Below are 24,544 nucleotides of genomic sequence, written 5' to 3' on the forward strand. Positions count from 1 at the left end.
CTGTCGATAGGGTCGCGCTGCACAACAGGGCGCCGACGCCCACTCAACTGCCAGTCCAGATATGCCCGTTGCCAACTAAGGTAAGCCTTGCTTTACTTTTCCCGGTCCATCCCTGCTTCGAGGAGGAACTCCATGCGGGTCGTCATGTTCGGTTACCAGACCTGGGGCCATCGCACCCTGCAAGCCCTGCTGGACTCCGAACACGACGTGGTCCTGGTCGTCACGCACCCCAAGAGCGAGCACGCGTACGAGAAGATCTGGAGCGACTCCGTCGCCGACCTCGCCGAGGAGCACGGCGTCCCGGTGCTGATCCGCAACCGCCCCGACGACGACGAGCTGTTCGACCGCCTCAAGGAGGCGGATCCGGACATCATCGTGGCCAACAACTGGCGGACGTGGATCCCCCCGCGCATCTTCGGCCTGCCGCGCCGCGGCACCCTGAACGTGCACGACTCGCTGCTGCCGAAGTACGCGGGCTTCTCCCCGCTGATCTGGGCGCTGATCAACGGCGAGTCCGAAGTGGGCGTCACCGCGCACATGATGAACGACGAGCTCGACGCCGGCGACATCGTCCGGCAGGAGGCGGTGCCGGTCGGGCCGACGGACACCGCCACCGACCTCTTCCACAAGACCGTCGATCTCATCGCCCCGGTCACCATCGGCGCGCTCGACCTCATCGCCTCCGGGCAGACGGAGTTCACCCGGCAGGACCGGTCGCAGGCGAGTTTCTTCCACAAGCGGTCCCTCGAGGACATCCGCATCGACTGGAACTGGCCGGCGGAGGACCTCCAGCGCCTGATCCGCGCCCAGTCCGAGCCGTACCCCAGCGCCTTCACCTTCCACAAGGGCAAGCGACTCGAGGTCCTCGCCGCCGTGGTCTCCGAGGGCCGCTACGGCGGTACGCCCGGCCGCGTCTTCTACCGCGAGGGCGACGGCGTGGTGATCGTCGCCGGAGCCGACGCCCGCACCGGCCGCAACCAGGGCCTGGCCATCACGCGCGTACGGACGGAGGACGGCCGTGAGCTGGCCGCGACCGAGTACTTCACCGCCATGGGCGGCTATCTCACCGGCCACCCCTGAGCCGCCTCACCTCCGTCGGAGGTTCTAGGCTGCCCCGAACTCATCCGCAGGGTGGGCGTTCGAGGGCGGGGGAACGGGATGTCCGAGTCGGTCGTGGTGTCGGCGTCGATCACCATCGCGCGTCCCCGCCTGCGGGCCTTCCTCGCGGCGCCGGTCACTCCGTCGGCCGCGTGGGCCGAGCAGGAGTGGGCGGGGATCTGTGATCCGTGGAGTGACGGCGGGGAGCGGCATCGGTACCGCGCCGAACTCCCCGCCGCGATCGCGGAGTGCGACAGCTGGATCGACGGCGACTACGCGAGCCTGCTCTGCGAACTCGCCGACGGCGAGGGCGGCTTGACGTTCTGCTTCGACGACGCCACCGGCTCGCTCGCGGTCAACTTCTCGTCCAGGGTGGACTTTCGCCTGCCCACGCTGGTCTGGGCGTTCACGGTCCTGCGCGGTGTCACCGCCTTCATGGCCGACGACGACAGCGGCCTCGTGAGCGTCGACGTCGACTGGAACGGCGACACGGCGCTGATGCGCCTCGGGCCGGACCGGTCGTCGTTCATCGACTCACGGCGGGAACCCGAGGCAGGCGCCGAAGCCAGGAGCCGGGCGCTCGACGTGCGGTGGGCGGCCTCGGACGCCGATGAGGGCGAGCCCGCCACGGAGATCGTCGCGCGCCTGCTGGGGCGGTGACGTCACCCTACGACTGGTCGTACGGCTTCGACTTCGAGGCCAACGACTGCCAGATCCTGGACTCCGACTACGAGACCGTACGCAAGGGCACCCTCGCCCTGGCAACGGTCGAGCCCGACTTCCACGCCCTCGGCCAGCCCGGAGCCCTGGCACCGAAGCTGGGCCTTCTCGCCCAGCTGTCCCGATACCGGGCGCAGACCGGTTGCCGCACACCGGCCCCACGACGCCATCTTGAAAGTGAATTCACTTCATATAGCGCCTCAAGGGTAGTGCTCCCCCCTACGGTCGTGCACCCTGGTACCGCCACTTCAGGTGTGCGACGTCGGGACACGGACACGATGTGAAGTCACCTCAGGTGAGGAGAAGGGACTGAGCGCGGATGTCGGATCAACAGATGGTCGACCTGCTCGTCATCGGGGCCGGGATGGCCGGGCTGACCGCGGGCGCGAGAGCCGTACGCGACGGGCTGTCCGTCGTCGTCACCGAGATCGGCGACGAGGTCGGAGGATCCGCGCGCTACGCCGGTTACGCCTGGACCGCCCCGAGCCACGAGGTCATGGAGCGGCACAACCCCCGCGGCGAGACCTCGCTCAAGAACGCCCTCGTGGACCGCTTCGCGGACGGCATCACATGGATCAGGGACACGGGGGTCGACGTCAAGGGCGCTCAGCCCATCCTGGGTTTCGGTCAGGGCCACCAGTTCGACACGAACCACTACCTCGACACCTGCCGTCGTCTCGTCACCGCGTCGGGAGGCGAGGTGCTGACGGCCACCGACACCGAGCGGCTCCTGCTGGAGGACGGGGCCGTGACCGGAGCGGAGCTCGTCACGGGCGACGGCACCCGACGCGTCGTGCGTGCCGCTTCGACGCTTCTGGCCACAGGGGGTTTCCAGGGGGACACGGAACTCCGCAACAAGTTCGTCCATCCCCACGCCGACCGCATGGAACTTCGCTCCAACCCCCACAGCCGCGGCGCCGGATACCGCCTGGCGGCGTCCGCCGGCGCGTCGACCGGGTCCAACGGAGCCGGCTTCTACGGGCATCTCATCCCGAGCGGCATCCCGTTCGCGGACCCGTCGGACTTCGTCGCCCTGTCGCTGTACTACAGCGAGCACGCGCTGCTGCTCAACCTGCACAGCAGGCGATTCACCGACGAGACGCTGGGCGATCACCTCACGACCATGGCACTGCTGGAGCAGCCCGAGAGCCGAGGGCTTCTCATCGCCGACTCCCGGGTCTTCCGCGACTGGGTGGTGGGGTCGTACGTGCAGGGGGCGGTCGCCGTCGACAAGTTCGCGCTGGCCGCCGGACGGGGCGGGCTGGTCGGCTTCGCCGAGAGCCTCGACGAACTCGACTGCCTTCCCGAGGAGTGGGGTTACGACGGGCCGGCCGTCCGCGCGGCGGTGGAGGAGTTCAACGCCCTGACGGTGGCGGGCGAGGAGCCGACGCCGGGCCGACGGCTGGACCGGACGCCGCTCGACCGGCCTCCCTATTACGTGGTCGAGGCGGTGCCGGCCATCACCTTCCCGTTCCACGGGGTCCGCATCGACGACCGGGCCCGCGTCCTGGGCGAGGACGGACGCCCCGTGGCAGGGCTCCTCGCGGCCGGCTCGGACACCGGCGGCCTGTGGCACCGGGCCTACGCCGGCGGCATCGCGTCGGCCCTCGTGTTCGGACTCGTCGCGGCCGAGACGGCGGCGCGCGCCGCGTCCCACGGGCGGGGGTGAGGCGCGTGGCGAGGCTCGGCCGTGAGGTCCGGCCCGTCTCCTATCCCCGCGGCGAGATCCGGGCGTCGGACTTCCGGGTCGTCGAAGTCGAGGTCCGGCCACTACGGCGCGGCGAGGTGCTGGTCCGCAACACCTGGACCTCCGTCGACGCCGCTCTCCGGTTGCGGCTCCGGGAGCGGGCGCCGGCGGGATACTTCCCGGCCTTCCCCCTCGACGAGCCGATGGACGGCATCATGACCGTCGGGGAGGTCGTCGAGTCCCGCGCCGACGGATTCACCTCCGGCGACACGGTGTGGCACGCCTCCGGCTGGCGTGACTACGCGGTCGTCGAGGCGGAGAGGCCGGCGCTCGGCGGTGTCGGCACGCTCACCAAGCTCGACGTGCGCAGTGCGCCGCCCCAGGCCCACCTCGGTCCGCTCGGGGCCAGCGGGCTCACCGCCTACGCAGGTCTCTTCCATGTCGCGGGCCTGCGCGAGGGGGACGTGGTCTGGGTCTCCGCCGCGGCCGGCGCCGTCGGCAGCCTCGTCGTACAGCTGGCGAAGCTCGGCGGGCACCGGGTCATCGGCAGCGCGGGCTCCGACGACAAGGTGCGCCATCTCGTGGCGGACCTGGGCGTGGACGCCGCGTTCAACCACCACGACGGCCCCCTCCCCGACCTCCTGCGCGAGGCCGCCCCCGACGGCATCGACGTGTACTTCGACAATGTCGGCGGCGATCATCTCGAGGCCGCTCTCGGGGCGTTGCGCAGGGCGGGCCGTGTCGTGATCTGTGGGATGGTCTCGGAGTACGGCGCGCAGACGCCGCCGCCCGGCCCCGGAAACCTCATGCTGGCGGTGACGAAGGGCCTGACGATCCGTGGCTTCCGCGGCAGCGACCACACGTTCCTGCTGCCCGAGATGAGGCGGCGGATGGGCTCCTGGCTGCGCGAGGGCCGTCTCCGCCACCGGGAAACCGTCGTCGAGGGGCTGGCGCAGGCGCCGGCGGCGTTGGCGGCGCTCCTCAGGGGCGACAACACCGGCAAGACGCTTGTGCGGATCGAGGACGTCCCGCATCGTGGGAACGCCGACCACTGATCCGGCCCCCCAGCAGCAATCTTGAACTGAAATGAGTTCAAGATGACGTTCTCGCCTCGACCATACAGTCCGCATCCCCTGCCGCGCTCGGTCTCCACCCTTGCAGCAGTGGGCCGAAGCGGACACAGCCGCCCCCGAACGAACCCCCCGCACGAGTGCGCACTCTATTGCCTAACCTAGTTCAGTTTGGTAATTTCCCTGAAATCTTGGCCGTGCGGTTTCAGGCAAGGGAGCCGTGAATGAGATCCGATCCGCGACGGCGCGGGACTTTGCTCATCCTGCTGTCGATCACCACACTGCTGGCCGCCGGATGCGGCGGCGGCACAGACACCAACGCCCAGCCCAAGGTCGTACCCGCGTCGGCGAGCACGAGCGAACTGGTCGCCGCAGCGAAGAAGGAAGGACAGGTCACCGTCTACTCGGCACAGGACCTGACCTCCCTCAACAACCTCGCGAAGGCCTTCGAGGCCAAGTACCCGGGGATCGACGTCAAGACCGTCCGGGGCGTCGACGGCGACCTCGGGGTGAAGGTCGAGACGGAGTTCAACACCGGCAAGGGCATCGCCGACATGTATGTCAGCGCGAGCCTGTCCTGGGTGGAGCCGCAGGCCGAGGCGGGACGGTTCCTCGAGCCGGTCGGTCCCGAACTGACCGGCAAGGGCGCCTACGACGCCAAGAAGTACGTCCACAAGGGCAACTACTTCGAGACCAACGCCGCGGTGCTGACGTTCGGTTGGAACACCAAGCTCTATCCCAAGGGTCTGACCGACTACACGGGGCTGCTGGACCCGGCACTCGCCGGCGGGAAGATCGGCGTCATCGAGCCGACGGCGCCCTCGATCGTGGACTTCTACCTGTGGCTGGAGGAGACGTACGGGGCCGACTTCGTGAAGAAGCTGGCCGCCCAGAAGCCGCGCATCTACCCCAGCTCGCTTCCGATGGGCGAGGCGCTCCAGTCCGGTGAGATCGCCGCCGGCAGTTTCGTGGCGCCGATCGCGCTCGACCCCGCCAAGAAGAAGGGCGCTCCGGTCGACTACCGCATGCCGCCGGACGGCGCGTGGGGCGCCCGGTACTACGGCATGATCCTGCAGACCGCCCCGCATCCCAACGCCGGCCAGCTCTTCGCCAACTTCATGGTGACCGCACAGGGGCAGAAGCTGATCACGCCGTCGGCCGGCTCGGTGCTGCCGAACGTCCCCGGCACCGTGATCACCAACGACAAGGTGCGGATCCAGGACCCGGCGAAGCTCACCCCGGACGCCGTGGCCGCGTACCAGAAGAAGTGGAAGTCCCTCTTCCAGTAGAAGTCCCTCCGCCCGGTGCGGGCTGATCTTCGGATGTAAGGAGTCCTCCGTGTCCCACGTGCGCATCGAGGGTCTGACGAAAAGGTTCGCCGGCAAACCGCCCGCGGTCGCCGTGGACGACCTGTCACTGGAGATCGAGCCGGGCGAGTTCATCGTGCTGCTCGGCCCGAGCGGCTGTGGGAAGACCACGACCCTGCGCTGTCTGGCCGGTCTGGAGACGCCCGACGAGGGACGGATCTCGCTGGGCGACCGGACCGTGCTGGACCTGCGCGAAAAGGTCGACCTTCCGCCGAACAAGCGGAACATCGGGATGGTGTTCCAGTCGTACGCGCTGTGGCCGCACATGACCGTGCGCCGCAACATCGGCTATCCGCTGCGAACCCGGCGGGTGGCCCGGGAGGAGGCGCGCGGGCGGATCGAGGAGGCGGCCCGGCTCGTCGACTGCGCCGCCCTCCTCGACCGCTATCCGGCACAGCTCAGCGGCGGTCAGCAGCAGCGGGTCGCCCTGGCCCGGGGCATCGCCGCCCGGCCCGACCTGGTGCTCTTCGACGAGCCGCTGAGCAACCTGGACGCCCGACTGCGCGACCAGGTCCGCGCCCAACTGCACGAACTTCACGCGCGGTTGGGCTTCACCGCCGTGTTCGTCACCCACGACCAGAGCGAGGCGCTGGCACTCGGCGACCGCCTGGCGATCATGACGGCGGGACGGATCGAGCAACTCGACACACCGGAACGTGTCTTCGAGCAGCCGGCCACCGAGTACGTCGCCGGCTTCATCGGCATGTCGAACCGCCTCGCTCTGCGCCGCGCGGGCGACGGGTGGACGGTCGCCGAGGGACCTGCCGCGGCGGGCGAGGCCGTCGTGGGCGAACTCCCGGTGCCCCGTGCGCATGCGGAGGTCACCGTCCGGCTGCGCCCCGACGACCTCCAGCTCTGTCCGGCCGAGGAGAACCCGCCGGCCCATGGCGTGGGCCTCGCGGCGGAGGTCGTGGACGCTCAGTTCGGCGGGCGTCACATGGACGTGGTCGTCACGATCGCGGACAGCCGACTGCACGCCCGGGCGCCCCTCAACGGCACGCCCTGGGCCCGGAGTCTGGCGCGCGGACAGCGGGTGACCGCCTGGTTCGCCAGGGACGCGGCCCTCTACTACGACGCCGACGGGGTACGGACAGCCGCGCACACCCCCGCCGCGGTGAGGGCGTGACACCGTGACCGCACCCGCCCCGCCCGCTCCCTCCCCCACGACGACCCCGCCGCGGCCGAACCCACCGCGCCCCGGCGCGCTGACACAGCTGCGACGCCATCTCCCCCGGCTCGGCGCGCTCGTCTTCCTCGCCGCGATCGGCTATCTGGTGATCGCGCCGCTCGTGGGACTGCAACGGCTGGCCTTCGAGAACGACGCCCGAGGCTACAGCGCCGCCTTCGACGACCCGGACATGGCGAAGACGCTGTGGACGACGGCCGGTCTCGCGCTGGGCTCGCTGGCCATCGCACTCGTCCTCGGCACGTTCCTGGCCTGGGCCGCGACCCGGCTGCCCCGCCGGCTGCGGCTGCTGCGCGTCCTGCCCATCCTGCCCATCGTGGTCCCGGCCGTGGCCTCGGTGACGGGCTGGGCCTTCCTGTTCTCGCCCCGTCCCGGCTACCTCAACGCGGCACTGCGCCGGCTGCCCTGGTGGAACCACCTCCAGGAAGGCCCGGTCGACATCTACACGCTGCCGTGGATCGTGCTCATCACCGGCTTCGGACTGACCGCCTTCGTCTATCTGTTCGTCAGCGCCGGCTTCGGCAACATCAACGCGGAGCTGATCGAGGCGGCGCAGGTCAACGGCTCCTCGCCCGCGGGGGTGTTCTTCCGGGTGACGCTGCCGCTGCTGCGCCCCACCCTGGTGTACGGCGGGTTCGTCGCCCTGCTGCTGGGGCTCGGCCAGTTCACGGGACCTCTGCTGCTCGGCAGGAACAACGGCATCGACGTCCTCACCACCGACATGTACGTCGCCGTGTCGCAGAGCCCCGTCGACTACGGCCGGGCCGCGGCCATCGGTTCACCGCTGCTGCTCTTCGGCATCGCCGTCGTCCTCTTCCAGAAGGTGATCCTCGGCGACCACAGCCGTTTCGTCACGCACGGCGGCAAGGCGTTCCGGTCCGGCGGGCGGCCCTCATGGGTGGCGGTCACCGGCATCGTCCTGTACGCCCTGGTGGCGCTCGCCCTGCCGCTGGCCGCGCTCACGGTGGTGTCGCTGTCCGCCTACTGGAGCGGGAAGATCGATCCGAGCGGATTCACCCTGGGCAACTTCCGGCAGGTGTTCCAGGAGTCGGGGATCACCGACGCGATCGTCAACAGCCTGATCACATCGGTCATCTCCGTAGCGATCGCGCTGCCGCTCGGCTTCGTCGCCGCCTCGCTGCTGCTCAAGGGGCGCCGCTTCCGGATCATCCGGGCGGCGGTCGACTTCATCGTCGCGATGCCACTCGGGATCCCGGCGGTCGTCTTCGGCGCGGGCTTCCTGCTGACGTACAGCCGCGAGCCGTTCATCCTGTACGGCACCCGCACGGTGATCGTCCTCGTCTATGTGACGCTGATGCTGCCCTTCGCCACCCGTATGCAGTTGTCCGGGATGGTGTCGCTCGGCGACACGTATCTGGAGGCGTCCCGGACCAGCGGGGCCGGCGCGCTGCGGACCAACACCGCGATCGTGCTGCCGCTGCTGCGACCCACCCTAGCGGGCGCCGCCGCGCTGATGTTCGTCCTGCTCACCCACGAGTTCACCGCCTCGCTGCTGGTGCGGGCGCCCACGACACAGGTGATGGGCACGATCCTGTTCGACTACTGGTCCAACGGCTCCTATCCCCTGGTGGCTGCCATCGCGCTGGTCATGACGCTGGTGACGTCGGCGGGCGTCTTCGTGGCCATGTCGGTCGCGGGCTCCGACATCTTCGAGAAGCTCTGAGCGGGGAGGGACATGAGCACGGGCATGGGCTCACTCGACGGCAGGACGTGTCTGGTGACGGGCGCGGGACAGGGCATCGGACGGGCCATCGCCGTGGAGATGGCGCGGCGGGGAGCGGCGGCGGTCGCGGTCGCCGACCTCGACGGGACGACCGCGGCCGAGACCGCCGGCCTGGTGCGCGCCGCCGGCGCCGAGGCGGAGGCGATCGTGTGCGACCTGCGGGACCGCGACCGGATCGAGGCCATGGTGGCGCGCACGGTGGAACGGTTCGGCGGGCTGGACGTCCTCGTGAACAACGCCGGGGTGATCGAGTCGGCGTTCGTGGACCGGCCCGAGGACCGCGCGGTGGACACCCTCCCCGAGGAGGTGTGGGACGCGGTCTACGAGGTCAATCTCAAGGCCGTCTGGCTCACCACGAAGTTCGCCGCGCCCCATCTGCGGCGCTCCACGCGCGGCCCGTCGATCGTCAACACGGCGTCGGTGTCCGGGCTCACGGGCTTCGCCCGGGCCCCGGTCTACGGCACCACCAAGGCGGGCGTCATCCATCTCACCAAGGTCACCGCCGTCGATCTGGCGCCGGTGCGCTGCAACTGCCTCTGCCCCGGTGTCATCGAGACGCCCCTGGCGCGGGACTTCTTCGCGGCCGCCGACGACCGCGAGGCCATGGAACGGGAGCTGACCGCACCGCAGTTGGTGCGGCGGCTCGGCCGGCCGGAGGAGGTGGCGCGGCTCGCCTGTTTCCTGGCCTCCGACGACGCGGCGTTCAGCACCGGGGCGTCGTACGTCGTCGACGGGGGCGCGCTCGCGTGGCGCGGGGTCAAGGACTGAACCGGAGAGGGGCCGTATGGCCATCGAGTTCGAGATCGACCAGGAGGTCGCCGACATCGCGCGGCGGACCGCCGTGTTCGTCCGGGACACCGTGCTGCCCGCGGAGGAGGAGTGCCACGGTGATGTGCACGCGGGTCCGGAGCCGCTGCGGCGCGGGCTCCAGGAGGCGGCCCGTGCCGCAGGGTTGTTCGCACCCCATGTGGCTCCCCGGTGGGGCGGGCTCGGTCTGGATCTGCGCGGCCAGGCGGTCGTCTTCGAGGCCGCCGGGTACGCGCTGCTGGGCCCGCTGGCGCTGAACTGCGCCGCGCCCGACGAGGGCAACATGCATCTGCTCGAAGCCGTCGCCACCGAGGAGCAGAAGGCCCGGTTCCTCGCTCCTCTCGCGGCCGGGGAGACCCGGTCGTGCTTCGCGATGACCGAGCCCGTTCCCGGCGCGGGCTCCGACCCGAGGGCGCTGGCCACGACGGCGGTCCGGGTGCCGGGCGGCTGGCTCGTCAACGGCCGCAAGTGGTTCATCAGCGGGGCGGACGGCGCCGCGTTCACGATCTGCATGGCGCGCACCGGCGGCGAGCCCGGCGACCCGGGCGGAGCGACCATGTTCCTGATCGACTCGGGCAATCCGGGGATGAAGGTGGTCCGCGCCATCGGCACCCTCGACCGGGCCCTGTTCGCCGGTCACAGCGAACTCCTCTTCGAGGACTGCGAGGTGACCGACGACGCGGTGCTCGGCGAGGTCGACCAGGGCTTCGACTACGCGCAGGTGCGCCTCGGGCCCGCCCGGCTGACTCACTGCATGCGGTGGCTCGGGGTGGCCCGCCGGGCGCAGGACATCGCTCTCGACCGGGCCGCCCGACGCCGGGCCTTCGGCGGGCCGCTGGCCGAACTCGGCATGGTGCAACAGCAGCTGGCCGACTCGGAGATCGACATCGAGACCGGCCGGGCCCTGTTGTGGCGGGCCTGCTGGGAACTCGACCGGGGTATGCCGGGCGGCCGGCTCACCTCCATCGCGAAGACCTTCGTGTCGGAGGCCGTGGGCCGGGTCGTGGACCGGTCGGTCCAGATCTGCGGAGCGCTCGGTATCTCGGAGGACGCGCCCCTGGCCGCTCTCTACCGCGAGGTCCGGCCGTTCCGCGTCTACGACGGGCCGTCGGAGACCCATCGGTGGGCCATCGCCAGGCGTGCGGTCCGTGCCGCGCGGGAGCGAGGGGGCGTGGCGTGACGGCCACCGCGGCCGGGGTCGACCTCCCCGCGCTCCGGCGCTTCTTCGAGCGCGAGGTCCCGGGGTACGCCGGCCCCCTGGACGTCCGTCCACTGTTCGGCGGACGATCGAATCTCACATACCGGGTGACGGACGGGACCCACGCGTGGGTGCTGCGCAGGCCGCCGCTGGGCACGCTCACCCCGACCGCGCACGACATGGACCGTGAGTACCGCGTCATGGCCGCGCTCGCCGCCACCGGGGTGCCGGTGCCGCGGACCGTGGTGTCGTGCGCCGACACGTCCGTGATCGGGGCGCCGTTCACCGTCGTCTCCTTCGTCGAGGGCGTCGTGCTGCGGGACAGCGGACAGGCGGCCGGGCTGTCGACGGCGGACGCGCGGCGGTGCTCCGAGGCCCTGGTCGACCAGCTGGTCGCGCTGCACGCGCTCGATCCGCGGGAGGTCGGGCTCGGCTCGTTCGGCCGCCCGGCCGGATACCTGGAACGGCAGGTGCGGCGGTGGCGCGGCCAGTGGGACCGGGTCGCCACCCGTGAGCTTCCCGAACTGGACGCGCTGCACAGGAAGTTGGAGGCCGCGCTGCCCGGCGTGCGGGACGACGGCGCCGCACCGGCGGTGCTGCACGGGGACTACCGGCTCGACAACGTCATCCTGAGCGCCGGAGATCCCGGGCGGATCGCCGCGATCGTCGACTGGGAGATGGCCGCCCTGGGCGATCCGCTCGCGGACCTCGGTCTGCTCCTCGTCTACTGGGACCCGGCGAGCGAGCCGGTCCTCGGCGGGGGACACGTCCCGGCCGCGGGCCCGGGCTTCCTCTCCGCGCGGGAGCTGACGCTGCGCTACGCGGACCGGTCCGGCCGCGACGTCTCCGTGCTCCCCTTCCACCTGGCCCTCGGCTATTTCAAGCTGGCGGTCGTCGCGGAGGGCGTGCACGCCCGCCATCTCGCCGGGAGCACCGTCGGCCCCGGCTTCGAGCGGGTCGGCTCGGCCGTGCCCGCGCTGTTGCGCACCGGTCTGTCGGTCGACGTCCGGGCCCACTCGTGAAGGGATGTGAGCAGTGGTCACGCAGGACAGGCTCGCGGAGAGGGTGGCGCTGGTGACGGGTGCCACGGGAGGCATAGGCGAGGCGATCGTGCGGCGGCTTGCCGCAGAGGGCGCGACGGTCGTCGTGACCGACCTGGACGCCGAGCGGTGCGAGAAGCTCGCCGGGGAGCTGCCCGGCGGCGCGCTGGGGCGGCGCCTGGACGTCACCGACGAGACCGCCTGGGAGACGCTGGTCGCCGAGGTGACCGATCGGCTGGGCGGCCTGTCGGTGCTGGTCAACAATGCGGGGATCGCCACGATGAACACCGTGGAGACCGAGACCCGGGAGACCTGGGACCGGGTCATCGGGGTGACGCAGACCGGGGTGTGGCTCGGGATGAAGCACGGCGGTCCGGCCATCGAGCGCTCCGGCGGCGGCTCGATCGTCAACGTCGCCTCGATCTTCGGCACGGTCGGCGGCTTCGGCGCGCAGTTCTCCTACCACGCGGCCAAGGGCGCCGTACGGCTGATGACCAAGAACGCGGCGCTGCACTGGGCGAAGCGAGGTGTGCGCGTCAACTCGCTGCATCCCGGTTTCATCGAGACGCCCCTGTCGCGGGAGCTGTGGCGGGGCACGCCGCGGCTGACCGCGATGATCGAGGGCACCCCGCTCGGCCGGCTGGGCACGACCGAGGAGGTGGCGGCGGCCGTGGCGTTCCTCGCCTCGGACGACGCGGGCTTCATGACCGGCTCGGAGCTGTACGTCGACGGAGGCTGGACGGCGCGCTGAGGCGGCTGCCCACTATGCCGACGCCGGGAGCGAGTCCTGGTCACCGGTGCGGCGCGTGTACCGGTGCGTGCCGTCCACCGAGGCCCGGCCTGCCCGCCCTCGGGCCACCAGGACGTCCAGGTGGGCCGCGGTCTCGTTGACGGCCAGCATCCGGTTGAAGGGGTCAAGGTCCTCGAAGGGCACCTTGCGCCTGGTCCAGCCGAGTTCCCGGGCCACGGCGTGGGCGTCGAGGGTGCGCCCGCCGAGCACGGCGAGCGTCTCGTCGAGCCGGTCGTCGTGGTGGGCGAGCAGCTCCTCGACCCTGGTGTGGACGCTGTCGCCGACGGGTCCGTGGGCGGGCAGCAGCGCCGCGTCGGCCAGTGTGGTCATCAGGCGCAGCGAGGCCAGGTAGTCGCCCAGCGGCAGTCCGGGACCGTCGCCCAGCTCGAAGCCGATGGACGGGGTGATGTGCGGCAGCACGTGGTCCCCGGAGAACAGCAGCCCACGAGCCTCGTCGAGGTAGACGACATGGCCCCGGGTGTGGCCGGGGGTCGGGACGACGCGCAGCGTGCGGTCCCCGAAGCGCAGTTCCTCCGCCTCCAGCCAGCGGTCGGGCGCCTCCCACACGGACGGGTCGAAGCCTCCGTGGTCCATCGCCTCGATACGGTCGGCCAGTTCGTGGGCGCCGGCCAGGCGCAGCGTCCGCAGCGATCCGACGGGCTGGTCGGTGCGCAGTTCGTCGAGCAGCTCCAGGCCGCGCCGCTCGCCGGCGCCGAGGTAGACGCGGGAGCCGAGCAGCCGGCGCAGTTCCACGGCCTGGGTGTAGTGGTCGCGGTGGATGTGGGTGACCAGGACGTGGGTGATCTCGGCGAGGTCGTGGCCGAGGCCCGCGAGGGCGTCCTCGAGCGCCTTGCGGGACTCGGGGATCGACCATCCGCCGTCGATCAGGACCAGGCCGTCCTTCTCCTGAAGCACGTACACGTTCACGGCCCGCAGCCCGTCCTCCGGCAGCGGGAGCGGTACGCGGTGCACCCCGGGCCGTACGGTCTGGGCTCCGTCCTGCGCCCACTGTCCTCGGTCGAAACGGGTCGTCATACGTCTCCCAGTCGATGGTGTGCGGGGTGCGCCTCGGAGAGCCGCTCGTACAGGTCGCGTACGAGGTCCCTGGCGCCCCCTCGGTCGAGCTTGCCGACCCTGGTCTGCGGCAGCTCGGTCACGGTGAAGGCGAACTCGGGCCACTTCGCCTTGGACAGGCCGGTGCGTTCCAGGTGGGCGGTGATCTCGTCGAGACGGAGGTCGCCGCCGTCGGCCTCGGGGACGACGAGCACGGCCGGTCGTTCCCCGAGAAGGGGGTCCGGGACCGGGGCGACGCAGACCCGGGCCACCTTCGGGTGGCTGGCGACGGCGCGTTCGATCTCGGTGATGTCGAGGTTGCGGCCGCCCCGGATGATGACGTCCTTCTCCCGGCCCATGACGGTGACGGTGCCGTCGGGGGCGGTCATGAGCAGGTCTCCGGTGGGCAGGAAACCGTCGGAGGTGAGGGCGGGCGGCTCCACCGCGCCGTCGCGGGCGTAGCCGAGGAAGAGGGAGGGGCCGCGCACCTGCGCACGTCCCGTCTCGCCCGGCCCGAGGACGGTTCCGTCGACACCGACGGCTCTCAGCTCGGTACCGGGGAAGGGGCGGCCGTCCCTGCCGAGTCTGATCTCCTCGGGGTCGTCGGGGCGCGGCGAGGTGTGGCCGAGGCATTCGGACATGCCGAAGACGCGCAGGATGCGCGTACCGAGCGAGCGCTCGGCGCGGGCGAGTGCGCCCCGGTCCATGGGGCCGCCGCCGACCGTGATCGAGCGGACTCCTTCGAGCGCCCGCGAGCCGGAGGCCGCCGAGCCCATCTGCAGGGCCATCGTCGGGACGCACATGGTCCACCGGGCGCGGTGCTCGGTCATCCGCTCGACCGCGACGCCGGGATCCCACCGGCCCGTCAGCACCAGCGGACCGGCGAGCATGAGGGACATGCAGACCCCGAAGCAGTACGCGGCGGTGGAGGAGAGCGGGACGACGGCGGCCACCGCGTCGCCCGGGCGCAGACCGTTGATCTCCCGCGTGCGGGCGCAGGCGTAGCGCAGGGCCGCCTCCGACTGGACGACGCCCTTGGGGCGCCCCGTGGAGCCGGAGGTGAAGCCGATGACGGCACCTCCGTTCCAGCGAGTGACGTCTCTCGGCCCCCGGTTGGACAGCACGGTCCAGCCGTCGAGCGCCTCCGCCTTCCCGCCCGTCGGCATGCCCGGCCCGTGCCACTCCCACAGCGCGGACGGCTCGGCGACGACGACGTCCGGCCGGATGTCGTCCAGGGCCGCCTCGAACTCGGCCGCCGTGGTGTGCCGGTTGACCACGGCGAGCACGCCGCCGGTCATCCCCACGGCCAGGGCGGCCACGACGGTACGCCAGGAGTTGTCGGCCTGGACGAGCACCGTGCCGCCGGGCGTCCCGTCCGGGGTCATCGCCTCCGCCAGGGTCACGGCGGCGTCGAGGAGGTCCCGCGCGGCATGGCTGCCGCGGTCGTCGATGACGGCGGTGAAGTCGCCCTCTTCCGCGAGCTGTTGGAACTCCCGCACTGTCTGTCGCATCCGGTTCCCGCCTTCTCGCTCGTCGTGCGTGTCAGCCCGGGTACATCTCCCGCTCGCCGCCCATGACGGCGATCCGGCGGCCCTTCATGTCGCCGACCTGGGCGACGGCCGCCGCCCACTCCGGGCTGTCGAGGGCCTTGCGCAGATCCTCGGCGGTGTCGAAGCCCAGGACCGAGACCCCGTCCCAGCCTTCGGAGCGTGGCTCCAGGGCCGCGTCCAGGTCGGTGTGCCGCCAGGACCGCAACCCCGGGAGCCGGCACGTCAGTTCGGCGTGTTCGCCCCGCCACCAGTCGATGAAGCGCTCATGGGTCCAGTCGGGCGGGCGCGCGGCCAGCAGAACGAGGTTGTACATCGCACCTCCCGGTGAGAGCGGGTGAGTCAGGCGAAGAGCACGGCCGGCGAGCGGCCGATGAGCAGCCGGCGGACCTTGCCCGACTCGTCCAGCCGCGCCGAGGCCACGAACGTCGCCTCGGGGACGCCGGACCGGCGGACCTCGCCGAGGAACAGTTCGTCGCGGCCGTCGGCACTGGCGGCCAGCAGGTGATGGGTCCGGGTGCCCTGCTCGCGCTGCGCGAGGTAGCCCTCCATCGCGGCGCGCCCGCCGTGGAAGTCGGTGGCGCCGTCGCCGCCGGTGGAGAAGAGGATGGAGAACGAGAAGTCGTCGCTGATCAGATCGAGGATCCGGGACGCGTCCGCGCTGTCGAGGAGCGCGAACCACGCGCTCAGGAACGGTGCGGGCGTCGACGGTTGCGTCTGTGTCGCGGGCATCTGCGGTGCGCCTCCTGCTCAGGGCCGGTCGACCAGGTGGAAGACAGGGGTGAAGAAGGACTGATAACGGGCCATCAGCCCGGACGGCGAGACGACGGCGGCCGACAGGAACGCGCCGGTCGTCGTGCCCCCCTCCACCACGAAGCCGTAGACGGTCTCGAGGTCCCGGTCCACGGAGGACCGCACGATCTCGTGCACCCGGCCCACGGCGTTCCGGCCGGCGATGTACGCGGCGAAGTCGGCCTTCGAGTCCCCGGTCCGCTCGCCGCCGGGAAGGGCGATGAGGAAGCGGAAACCGGGCTCCAGGAGCTCCAGGGCCTTCTCCGGGTCCTGACCGTCCATTCGGGCCATGTACTCGCGAAGCACCACGGTCCTCGCCCCTTCCCCGCCGGAGACTTCAACCTGAGTTCAGTTCAGTTTGAGGATAATGTGGGTGCCCCGCCCCCACAAGAGGCGGGGCACACCCGTCCCGGCGCTACTCCTCCCCGACCATGCGCACCACGCATCCCTCGATCAGCTCGCTGATCTCCGGCAGCGGGATCGCCCCGGTCGGGCGGTACCAGCGCCACACACTCACGATCATCCCGAGCACGGCCAGGCCGAGCATATGGGCGTCCCGCACCGGGAACGCGCCCTTCGCCATGCCGCGCACCAGCAGGTTCGTCCAGTCCCGCTCGACCATCTGCACCAGCTGCCGGGCGGCGATCCGCTCGGTCTCCTCGCGCTTGGACTTCCGCGGCGTGGCGAGCAGCGACATGTTGGCCTGGAGGACGCGCATCTGCCGGATCTCGTGCTCGGACACCGCGAAGGCCGCGCGGACACCGGCCCTGAGCGCCTCGACGGGATCCTCCTCGCCGGCCGTCGCCTCGGTGAACATGTCGTGGGAACGCTGGAGTTCCAGGCGCATGATGGTGAGCAGGCAGTGGGCCTTGGACTCGAAGTAGTGGTAGAGCGCGGTCTGCCCGATACCGACCCGGTCCGCGACGTCCGACCATTTCGTGGTCTCGTAGCCGGTCTCGCCGAAGTACTCGACCGCGGCCTCCAGAATGGCCGCACGCTTGGACCTGGGCCCCTGGTCCGGATCCACGATCCGCGCCCTCGCCATCGGCTCTCCCTGCACTCCAGGACCGGCGCCGGTCGCCGATCGGATGTCTGAGGGTAGACCTACTTGAACTCGGTTACGAAGTCAGGTGGCCCGGGAAACCCCGGGGTCCGGCCCGCGCCGGGCCAGGAAGGCCGCCACACCCTCGCGGCCCTCGTCCGACACCGCGGCGTCGGCGAGGCGGCGGGCCTCCGCGTCGAGGTGGGCGTCGAGGCCCGTCGACAGTCCCGCCGCGACGAGTCTGCGGGTGGCGCCGAACGCCCCGGTGGCTCCACGGGCGAGCAGCTCGGCGGTCTTCCCGGCCTCCTCGGTCAGCCGGCCGGCGTCGACGACCCTGCTGACCAGGCCCAGCTCCGCCGCCTCGGACGCCGTGACCCTCCGATTGGTCAGCAGCAGGTCCAGCGCCCGCTTGGGACCGACGAGCCGTGGCAGCGACCAGCTGACCCCGGCGTCCGGGGAGTACCCGATGCCGGTGTAGGCGGCGACGAAGACGGCGTCGGACGCGGCGAGGGTCAGATCGGACGCCGCCGCGAGTCCGAGTCCGGCGCCCGCGGCGGCCCCCTGTACGGCCGCCACCAGCGGCGCGTCCAGTCCGGCGAACACCCGCAGCGCGCCGTGCAGGGCGTCGGTGACCCGGCCGAGGTGCGCGGCCAGCCGGTCGCCGGGCAGCTCGGCGAACTCCCGCAGGTCGCCGCCGACGCAGAAGGACCGTCCCCGTCCGGTGAGCAGCACCGCCCGTACCCCGTCGGCCTGCGCACAGGTCCTGGCGGCGTCGAGGAGGCCCGTCGCCATGGCGAGCCCGATGGCGTTGCCCGCCTCCGCGCGGCACATCTCGACATGCGCCACGCCCTTGTCGTCGATGCGGACCGTGACGCCGCTCATCGTGCCGTCCATCCGCCGTCGACGGTGAGCACCTGGCCGGTGCAGTAGGAGGAGGCGTCCGAGGCGAGGAAGAGCAGCGCCCCGTCCAGTTCGCCCGGCCGGCCGCCCCGGCCCAGCATGGTTCCCCGTTCGACCCAGCGGCGGGAGCGGTCGTCCGCGAAGAGGTCCTCGGTCATCTCCGAGTGGAACCAGCCGGGGGCGAGCGCGTTGACCCGGATCCCCGCCGGGCCCCACTGGCCGGCGAGTTCACGGGTGAGCCCGATCAGGCCCGCCTTGGACGCGGCGTAGGACGCGCCGCCCAGCGGGGCCCCGGCGACCAGGCCCAGGACGGACGAGACGTTCACGACCGACCGGCCCTCGGCGTCCGAGGACTCGGCCATCAGCCGCGCCAGGTGGAAGGGCGCGACGAGGTTGACCGCGAGGACCGCCGCGAAGTCGTCGGCGCTCTCCTCCTCGGCCCGTACCGCGCCGGGCGCGCCCGCGTTGTTGACCAGCACGTCGAACCCTCCGGTCGCCGCGAGCGCGGTCTCGGCCAGCCGCACCCGGTCCTCGTCGCGCGCGACGTCGCAGCACACCGGGTGGATACGGGGATCGTCGTCCGCCAGCTCCTTCAGCCGGTCCAGCCGCCGGGCCGCGGCGAACACGGTCGCGCCGGCCCCGGCGAGTACGGCGGCGAACCGCGCGCCGAGCCCCGAGGACGCGCCCGTGACCACCGCCGTACGGCCTTCCAGGGACAGGAGTCCGGCCGCCGCCGTCATTCCTCCACCCCGATCGGCAGTACCGTGGCGCCGCCGTCCAGGACCAGGGTCTGCCCGGTCATCCAGGACGACGCGTCGGACGCCAGGAACAGCGCCGCGTTCGCCACGTCCTCGACCGTGCCCAGCCTGCGCAGCGGCAGCCGCGCGGTGAGGATCGGCTCCCTGGGCTCCCACACGGCCCTGGCGAGCTCGGTCTTGATCAGGCCGGGCGCGATGGCGTTCACCCGTGCCCTCGGGCCGAGTTCGTAGGCGAGCTGCCGGGTCAGGTGCAGCATCGCCGCCTTGGTGGCGTTGTACCAGCCGATGTGGGGGTCGACGATCAGGCCGCCGACGGAGGCGATGTTGACCACCGCTCCCCCGTGCTCGGCCATCCACGCCCGCCAGGCGTACCGCGTCCAGGCGATCATCCCGTACTGGTTGACGCGTACCGTCTTCTCCGCGCGCGGCGGATCGAGGCCGAGCAGGTCGCCCATGTAGGGGTTGGTGGCCGCGTTGTTGACCAGGACGTCGAGCCGGCCGAACCGGACCATGGTCTCCTCGACGCACCGCTCGGCCTGTTCCGGCTCCCCGGCGTTGGCGACGACCTCGTGGACGTCACCGTCGCCCTTGACGCGCAGCAGCTCCGCCCGCGCCTCGGCGAGTCCGTCCGGTTTGCGGGCGGCGATCACGACATGGGCGCCCGCCTCGCGGTAGGCCCTGGCGATGCCCAGGCCGATCCCGCGCGAGCCGCCGGTGATCACGGCGACCCGGCCGGGCAAACTCTGTCCGTTCACGCCTTCTCCTTCGGGTACTTGGCCAGCTCCCGCCGGGCCACCGTGCGCAGATGGACCTCGTCCGGTCCGTCCGCGATGCGCAGTGCCCGGGTGATGGCGTACAGGCGGGCCAGTACGGTGTCGTCGCTGACACCGGCCGCGCCGTGGGCCTGCACCGCCCGGTCCACGACCCGGTGGGCGACCTCCAGCGCGGCCACCTTGATCGCGGCGACCTCGGTACGGGCCGCCGCGTTGCCCCGGGTGTCCATCAGCCAGGCCGACTTGAGGACCAGCAGCCGGAGCTGCTCGATCTCGATGCGGCTGCGGGCGATCCACTCGCGTACGACGCCCTGCTCGGCGAGCGGTCCGCCGAAGGCGGTCCGGCTCAGGGTGCGGCGGCACATCAGGTCGAGGGCCCGCTCGGCGAAGCCGACGGCGCGCATCGCGTAGTGCATCCTTCCGGGTCCGAGCCGCCCCTGGGCGAGCGCGAAGCCCTCCCCCTCGTCGCCGAGGAGGTTGCCGACCGGTACGCGTACGTCCTCGAACAGCACGTCCCCGTGGCCGCAGCGGTCGGTGTAGCCGAACATCGGCAGATCGCGCAGGACGGTGATTCCGGGGGTGTCTCGCGGGATCAGCAGCATGCTCTGCTGCCGGTAGGTCTCCGCCCGCGGGTCGGTCACGCCCATGAGGACGATCAGCGCGCAGTCGGGGTCGAGGATCCCGGAGGTGTACCACTTGTGGCCGTTGACCACGTAGGAGTCGCCGTCGCGGGTGATCCGGGTGCGGATGTTGCGGGCGTCGGAGCTGGCGACCTCGGGCTCGGTCATGGCGAAGCAGGACCGGATGCCGGCCGCGAGGAGGGGCCGCAGCCAGCGGTCCTGCTGCTCGGGCGTGCCGTAGAGGGCGAGCAGTTCCATGTTGCCGGTGTCGGGCGCGGAGCAGTTGAACACCTCGGGGCCCATGACGGACCGCCCGGCCAGCTCGGCGAGCGGGGCGTATTCGAGATTGGTCAGGCCGGCGCCCAGGTCGCCGTGCGCCAGGAACAGGTTCCACAGTCCTTCGGCACGCGCCTTTTCCTGCAACTCACGCATGACGGGGGGCTGTTGATGAGGATGGTCACCCTGGGCGAGCTGCCGGTCGTAGACGGCCTCGGCGGGCAGGACGTACTCGTCCATGAACGCGCTCATCCGGGTGTGCAGTTCCCGTGTCCTCGGGGAGAACGCGAAGTCCATGTGTGTGCTCCTTCAGCCGAGGATGTCCCGTGCGGTGCGGATCATCGCCGCGATGGTCGGCGGCAGCCGTTCCTGGTCGGGGTCGTGGCGCCGGCCCTCGCGGTGGCGGCGCAGGTTGTGGCCCATGATCGCGGCCATCTTGGTGCGGGCCAGGGCGCGGAACCAGTCGAGGTCGGGCGGGGCCGGGCGGCCGTCGAGGTAGGCGGTGAGCAGTGCGTCCTCCGTGGGCAGGCCGGGGATCTCGCGGCCGAGGCGGGGGAAGTTGCGGTGGTCGGCGAAGAGAAGGAACCAGGCGAGGTCGATGCGCGGATCGCCGTAGCCCCAGATCTCCCAGTCGACGACGGCCGCGGGCCGTTCGCCCGCGCACAGGACGTTGCCCAGCCGGAAGTCCCCGTGGGTCAGGACCGGCGGCAGGCCCGTGGGCACGCTCGCGGCGAGCGATCGCATCAAGTCCTCGGCGCCTTCCCGGAGTTCGGGCGGTACGGCGCTCATCGTGCGGCTCCACCGGTCGAGTTCGGCGGCCGGGTCGAAGGGGGCCGCCGCCTCCAGGGCGGGCGGACCCGACCGGTGCAGCTCGCGCAGGACGGCCGGGAGCGCCAGCATCCTGGCGCGGCACAGGTCCGCGTCGAGCCGGTGGTCGTCGAGGACGGGCTCGATCGCCTCGCCCGTGACGAACTCCATGGCGAACCAAGCCGGTTGGCGCCGGTCGACGGCGACGACCCCGGGCACGGGCACCGAGCCGGCTTCGGCGAGCGCGCGCAGGACGCGGGCCTGACGCAGGACGTCGTTGCGGCCGCCCGGCCGCCGGCCGGGCGGAACGGCCTTGACCACGTACGACGCCGGACCCGCGGTGATGGAGAAGGTGAGGCCCGAGTGGCCGCCGGGCAGCGTCTCCAACTCCCCCAGCGGTGCGCCGAGATGGAGCACGGACAGACGTTCGCGTACCCGCGCGGCCAGTTCGTTCAGCTCGGTGAGAGTGCTCAACGCGCCGCCTTCTCCCCGTACTTGGGTTCCCTGGGCAGGCCCAGCACGCGCTCGGCGAGGATGTTGCGCTGGATCTCGTCGCTGCCGCCCGCGATGCTGTAGCCGGGCGCGCCGAGCAGATGTTCGGTCCACGCGAAGGTGCCCCACTCCCCCGTGTCGGCGGCGAGACGCGGTCCGAGCAGCTGTTGCACGAGGTCGGTGGTGGCCCGCATGGTCGCGGTGGCGTAAAGCTTGCCGACGGACGCCTCGGCGCCGGGCTCCCGGCCGGCGACCAGGGCCGCGGTGACCCGCAGGCCGATGAGCCGCTGGACGAGGGTACGGACGAACAGGTCGCCCGCCTGCTGCTGTTCGCCGCCGGTGAGCGGCCGGCCCAGGTTGCGGGCGAGGTCCAGGGCACGGTCGGCGTTGTCCAGGCCGAGGGTGCCGGAGTCCAGCCGCTCGGCGGCGAGGACGGTGAGCGTCACCCGCCAGCCCTGGCCGACCGGACCGAGCCGGTCGGCGTCGGGGACCCGGACGTCGTCCAGGTACACCTCGTTGAAGCTGGACCCTCCGGTCATCTGACGGATCGGCCGGATCGTGACGCCGGGGGCGTCCATCCGGACCAGGAAGACCGTGATGCCGGCGTGTTTGGGCACGTCCGGGTCGGTGCGGCACACGGCGACGCCCCAGGTCGCGACGCGGGCGCCGGACGTCCAGATCTTGTGGCCGCGCAGCACCCAGCCGTCGCCGTCCTTGTCACGGACCGCTCGGGTGCGGACGGCGGCGAGGTCGGAGCCGGCCTCGGTCTCGGAGAAGAGCTGGCAGGCGAGTTCGTCGGTGCGCAGCATGGGGCGCAGCCGGCGCCGCCGCTGCTCCTCGGTGCCCCAGATGCGGATCGCGGGGGCGACGAGCTGCTGGGTGACGGGGAAGACCTCGGTGCGGCGGGGCACGTCGAAGGCGGCCTCCTCGGCGCGGTACAGCTGCTCGTAGGAGGCGGGCAGCTCGCGTCCGCCGTGCTCCTCGGGCCAGCCTAGGGCGCCCCAGCCCTGGTCGTAGCGGGTGCGCTCCCAGGCGCGGATGCGCTCGGTGTGGGCGCGTTCCTCGTCCTCGGTCCAGTTCTCGAACACGGCCACGGAGTCGTCGCCGCTGCCCCACCGCCGCCCCTCGCGCCGCTCCGCCACGCCGGACAGCCAGCGGCGGGCCGCGGTGCGGAACTCCTCGGGCGTCGGCACCGGATGCGCGCTGTTCACCGCGCCCCTCCCTTCAACGAGTCGATTCAGCGAGTCGAATTCAGCGGGTCAGTACGGTGCAGGCGCTGACGCCCGGTGCTCCGTAGACGTGGGTGAAGCCGGTGCGGGGCTCGCCCGGCACCTGGTGTTCGCCGGCCCGGCCGCGCAGTTGCTGGACGATCTCGTGCACCTGGCGCAGTCCGGAGGCGCCGATGGGCTCGCCGTTGGCGATGCAGCCGCCGTCCGTGTTGACCGGCAGCGCCCCGCCGATCGCGGTCGCGCCCGACGCGACGAGCCGTTCCTGTTCGCCGTGCTCGCAGAATCCGCACTCGGCCATGTGCATCACCTCGGCGCCGCTCTCGGTGTCCTGGAGCTGGCACACGTCGATGTCGTCCGGACCGATCCCGGCCTCCTCGAAGGCGGCCGCCGCGGCGTCCGCGCTGACACTGGTCGGGGTGCCGCCGGGCGCCCAGGGGCTGAACACCTCGAAGGAGCCGAAGCGCCGGGTGCGGACGACCGCGGCGCGCAGCGCGACCGGGTCGGCGGCGCGCAGTTCGCGGGCGGCCGTGCGGTCGCACAGCACGAGGGCGACCGCGCCCTGCCCCGGCGAGCAGAACATGTAGCGGGTCAGGGGGTCGTTGACCATGCCCGAGGCCAGGATCGTGTCCGCGTCCAGCGGCTCGCGTCGCCAGGCGTGGGGGTTGCGGACGCCGTTGGCGTACGCCTTCTCGGCGACCAGGGCGAGGGTGCGCGCGGTGATGCCGTGGTCGTGCATGTACCGCTGGATCTTCATGGCGAAGAACTGGGTGGTCACCATCAGGCCCTCGCTGCCGTACGCCTCGTCCAGTCCCCAGTCGGCGGGTCGTGGGTCGAAGGCTCCGCGCGGGTGCTTGTCGAAGCCGACGGCGAGGGCGACGTCCGCCGCGCCCGAGCGGATCGCGTGGACGGCGGACACCAGGGCGCTGCCGCCCGTGGCGCAGCCGTTGCGGACGTTCGTGAACGGCACTCCGGTCAGGCCGAGCCGGGTGACGAGGGTGTCGGCGTTGCCGGCGGCGTCGCTGCCGCCGAACGCCGACCGTACCCGGGTCCAGGGCAGCCCGGCGTCGGCCAGCGCCGCGTTCACGGCGTCCGTCGCGAGCTGCAGCCCCGTGGCCTGCGAGCGGCCGAAGGGGGTGATGCCGACGCCGCAGACCAGGACGTCTGTGGTGCTTCCCGGGGCCGTCGCGCTCATGCCGCCGCTCCCGCCGGGCGAGCGTGCGGCACCGGCCCGTCGCCCGCCGTGACGGTGACCGGCATGCCGATCCTCACGTCCTCGGGGCGTGCGCCGTCCAGGACCGCCAGGACCCGTACGCCTTCGGGCAGTTCGACGTAGCCGACCACGAAGGGCCGGAACCCCTCCTCGGGCGCCGCGTACGGCGGCGACTTGGGCGCGTAGCGCTGGACGGTCCAGGTCCACAGCGTGCCCGTGGCGGACAGGACCACCGGCGCGGCCGGCCCTCCGCAGTTCGGGCACGCGGTGTCCGACGGGTAGACGGCGACCTCGCATCGCGAGCAGCGGGATCCGCGCAACGCGTGGGCGGGCACGGC

At 71.9% G+C, this 24,544-nt stretch carries 26 protein-coding genes; 12 read left to right on the forward strand and 14 right to left on the reverse strand.

Annotated elements, in window-relative coordinates; all coding sequences use genetic code 11:
* Positions 1 to 132: 132 nt before the first annotated feature.
* The 12 genes from ACIRF9_RS37005 (at position 133) to ACIRF9_RS37060 (ending at position 12,668) form a co-directional block, all read left to right on the forward strand.
* Entirely contained in the window at positions 133 to 1,080 is a 948-nt protein-coding gene (locus ACIRF9_RS37005; RefSeq protein WP_403831500.1) for a methionyl-tRNA formyltransferase, read from the forward strand.
* A gap of 78 nt (positions 1,081 to 1,158) precedes the next feature.
* Positions 1,159 to 1,758, forward strand: coding sequence for a hypothetical protein (locus tag ACIRF9_RS37010; RefSeq protein ID WP_403831502.1), 600 nt, complete (start codon positions 1,159 to 1,161; stop codon positions 1,756 to 1,758).
* The gene (locus ACIRF9_RS37015) at positions 1,755 to 2,102 is read left to right on the forward strand and encodes a hypothetical protein (protein WP_403831504.1); all 348 of its coding nucleotides are present in this window, start codon (positions 1,755 to 1,757) and stop codon (positions 2,100 to 2,102) included. The genes ACIRF9_RS37010 and ACIRF9_RS37015 overlap by 4 nt, the downstream gene beginning before the upstream one ends.
* 35 nt (positions 2,103 to 2,137) lie before the next feature.
* Positions 2,138 to 3,487, forward strand: coding sequence for an FAD-binding protein (locus ACIRF9_RS37020; RefSeq protein ID WP_403831506.1), 1,350 nt, complete (start codon positions 2,138 to 2,140; stop codon positions 3,485 to 3,487).
* 5 nt (positions 3,488 to 3,492) lie between these two features.
* The gene (locus tag ACIRF9_RS37025; RefSeq protein WP_403831508.1) at positions 3,493 to 4,560 is read left to right on the forward strand and encodes an NADP-dependent oxidoreductase; all 1,068 of its coding nucleotides are present in this window, start codon (positions 3,493 to 3,495) and stop codon (positions 4,558 to 4,560) included.
* A 239-nt stretch (positions 4,561 to 4,799) separates the two neighbouring features.
* Positions 4,800 to 5,864, forward strand: coding sequence for an ABC transporter substrate-binding protein (locus ACIRF9_RS37030; protein WP_403831510.1), 1,065 nt, complete (start codon positions 4,800 to 4,802; stop codon positions 5,862 to 5,864).
* A 49-nt stretch (positions 5,865 to 5,913) separates the two neighbouring features.
* Positions 5,914 to 7,068 (forward strand): ABC transporter ATP-binding protein, encoded by a 1,155-nt coding sequence (locus ACIRF9_RS37035; RefSeq protein WP_403831512.1) that lies wholly within the window; start codon positions 5,914 to 5,916, stop codon positions 7,066 to 7,068.
* Positions 7,069 to 7,072: 4 nt separating this feature from the next.
* Complete coding sequence (locus ACIRF9_RS37040) at positions 7,073 to 8,812, forward strand: ABC transporter permease (RefSeq protein ID WP_403831515.1); 1,740 nt, start codon at positions 7,073 to 7,075, stop codon at positions 8,810 to 8,812.
* Between the two features lie 12 nt (positions 8,813 to 8,824).
* The gene (locus ACIRF9_RS37045; RefSeq protein WP_403831517.1) at positions 8,825 to 9,640 is read left to right on the forward strand and encodes an SDR family NAD(P)-dependent oxidoreductase; all 816 of its coding nucleotides are present in this window, start codon (positions 8,825 to 8,827) and stop codon (positions 9,638 to 9,640) included.
* Between the two features lie 16 nt (positions 9,641 to 9,656).
* Positions 9,657 to 10,859: an acyl-CoA dehydrogenase family protein gene (locus ACIRF9_RS37050; RefSeq protein ID WP_403831519.1), complete on the forward strand. Its 1,203-nt coding sequence runs from the start codon at positions 9,657 to 9,659 to the stop codon at positions 10,857 to 10,859.
* On the forward strand, positions 10,856 to 11,899 hold the full coding sequence (locus ACIRF9_RS37055) for a phosphotransferase family protein (protein ID WP_403831521.1): 1,044 nt from the start codon (positions 10,856 to 10,858) through the stop codon (positions 11,897 to 11,899). Before ACIRF9_RS37050 ends, ACIRF9_RS37055 begins: the two co-directional genes overlap by 4 nt.
* A 13-nt stretch (positions 11,900 to 11,912) precedes the next feature.
* Positions 11,913 to 12,668, forward strand: coding sequence for an SDR family NAD(P)-dependent oxidoreductase (locus tag ACIRF9_RS37060; RefSeq protein ID WP_403831523.1), 756 nt, complete (start codon positions 11,913 to 11,915; stop codon positions 12,666 to 12,668).
* A gap of 12 nt (positions 12,669 to 12,680) precedes the next feature.
* Here ACIRF9_RS37060 and ACIRF9_RS37065 read toward each other — a convergent pair whose 3' ends face one another.
* From ACIRF9_RS37065 to ACIRF9_RS37130, 14 genes are all read right to left on the reverse strand, one after another.
* The gene (locus ACIRF9_RS37065; protein WP_403831526.1) at positions 12,681 to 13,742 is read right to left on the reverse strand and encodes an MBL fold metallo-hydrolase; all 1,062 of its coding nucleotides are present in this window, start codon (positions 13,740 to 13,742) and stop codon (positions 12,681 to 12,683) included.
* A complete protein-coding gene (locus ACIRF9_RS37070; RefSeq protein WP_403831528.1) occupies positions 13,739 to 15,271 on the reverse strand; it encodes a class I adenylate-forming enzyme family protein in 1,533 nt (510 codons plus the stop codon). Before ACIRF9_RS37070 ends, ACIRF9_RS37065 begins: the two co-directional genes overlap by 4 nt.
* 31 nt (positions 15,272 to 15,302) lie before the next feature.
* Positions 15,303 to 15,623, reverse strand: a complete 321-nt coding sequence (locus tag ACIRF9_RS37075; protein WP_403831530.1) for an EthD family reductase — start codon at positions 15,621 to 15,623, stop codon at positions 15,303 to 15,305.
* Positions 15,624 to 15,649: 26 nt separating this feature from the next.
* Entirely contained in the window at positions 15,650 to 16,039 is a 390-nt protein-coding gene (locus ACIRF9_RS37080) for a nuclear transport factor 2 family protein (protein WP_403831532.1), read from the reverse strand.
* Positions 16,040 to 16,057: 18 nt separating this feature from the next.
* The gene (locus tag ACIRF9_RS37085; protein WP_403831535.1) at positions 16,058 to 16,408 is read right to left on the reverse strand and encodes a nuclear transport factor 2 family protein; all 351 of its coding nucleotides are present in this window, start codon (positions 16,406 to 16,408) and stop codon (positions 16,058 to 16,060) included.
* Positions 16,409 to 16,514: 106 nt separating this feature from the next.
* Complete coding sequence (locus ACIRF9_RS37090; protein WP_403831538.1) at positions 16,515 to 17,144, reverse strand: TetR/AcrR family transcriptional regulator; 630 nt, start codon at positions 17,142 to 17,144, stop codon at positions 16,515 to 16,517.
* A gap of 81 nt (positions 17,145 to 17,225) precedes the next feature.
* Positions 17,226 to 18,023, reverse strand: coding sequence for an enoyl-CoA hydratase/isomerase family protein (locus tag ACIRF9_RS37095; RefSeq protein WP_403831540.1), 798 nt, complete (start codon positions 18,021 to 18,023; stop codon positions 17,226 to 17,228).
* Positions 18,020 to 18,781: an SDR family NAD(P)-dependent oxidoreductase gene (locus ACIRF9_RS37100; RefSeq protein ID WP_403831543.1), complete on the reverse strand. Its 762-nt coding sequence runs from the start codon at positions 18,779 to 18,781 to the stop codon at positions 18,020 to 18,022. The genes ACIRF9_RS37095 and ACIRF9_RS37100 overlap by 4 nt, the downstream gene beginning before the upstream one ends.
* Positions 18,778 to 19,554, reverse strand: coding sequence for an SDR family oxidoreductase (locus ACIRF9_RS37105; RefSeq protein WP_403831545.1), 777 nt, complete (start codon positions 19,552 to 19,554; stop codon positions 18,778 to 18,780). The genes ACIRF9_RS37100 and ACIRF9_RS37105 overlap by 4 nt, the downstream gene beginning before the upstream one ends.
* The gene (locus tag ACIRF9_RS37110; protein WP_403831548.1) at positions 19,551 to 20,765 is read right to left on the reverse strand and encodes an acyl-CoA dehydrogenase family protein; all 1,215 of its coding nucleotides are present in this window, start codon (positions 20,763 to 20,765) and stop codon (positions 19,551 to 19,553) included. The genes ACIRF9_RS37105 and ACIRF9_RS37110 overlap by 4 nt, the downstream gene beginning before the upstream one ends.
* A gap of 12 nt (positions 20,766 to 20,777) precedes the next feature.
* Positions 20,778 to 21,749 carry a phosphotransferase family protein gene (locus tag ACIRF9_RS37115; RefSeq protein WP_403831551.1) on the reverse strand — a complete coding sequence of 324 codons (972 nt, stop codon included), beginning with the start codon at positions 21,747 to 21,749 and terminating at the stop codon, positions 20,778 to 20,780.
* Positions 21,746 to 22,978, reverse strand: coding sequence for an acyl-CoA dehydrogenase family protein (locus ACIRF9_RS37120; RefSeq protein WP_403831553.1), 1,233 nt, complete (start codon positions 22,976 to 22,978; stop codon positions 21,746 to 21,748). The genes ACIRF9_RS37115 and ACIRF9_RS37120 overlap by 4 nt, the downstream gene beginning before the upstream one ends.
* Positions 22,979 to 23,018: 40 nt before the next feature.
* Positions 23,019 to 24,188, reverse strand: a complete 1,170-nt coding sequence (locus ACIRF9_RS37125) for a thiolase family protein (protein WP_403831555.1) — start codon at positions 24,186 to 24,188, stop codon at positions 23,019 to 23,021.
* The gene (locus tag ACIRF9_RS37130; RefSeq protein ID WP_403831558.1) at positions 24,185 to 24,541 is read right to left on the reverse strand and encodes a Zn-ribbon domain-containing OB-fold protein; all 357 of its coding nucleotides are present in this window, start codon (positions 24,539 to 24,541) and stop codon (positions 24,185 to 24,187) included. The genes ACIRF9_RS37125 and ACIRF9_RS37130 overlap by 4 nt, the downstream gene beginning before the upstream one ends.
* Between the last annotated feature and the right edge of the window lie 3 nt (positions 24,542 to 24,544).

Source organism: Streptomyces sp. NPDC096132 (assembly GCF_044763345.1).
In the GTDB taxonomy this organism is placed as follows: Bacteria; Actinomycetota; Actinomycetes; order Streptomycetales; family Streptomycetaceae; genus Streptomyces.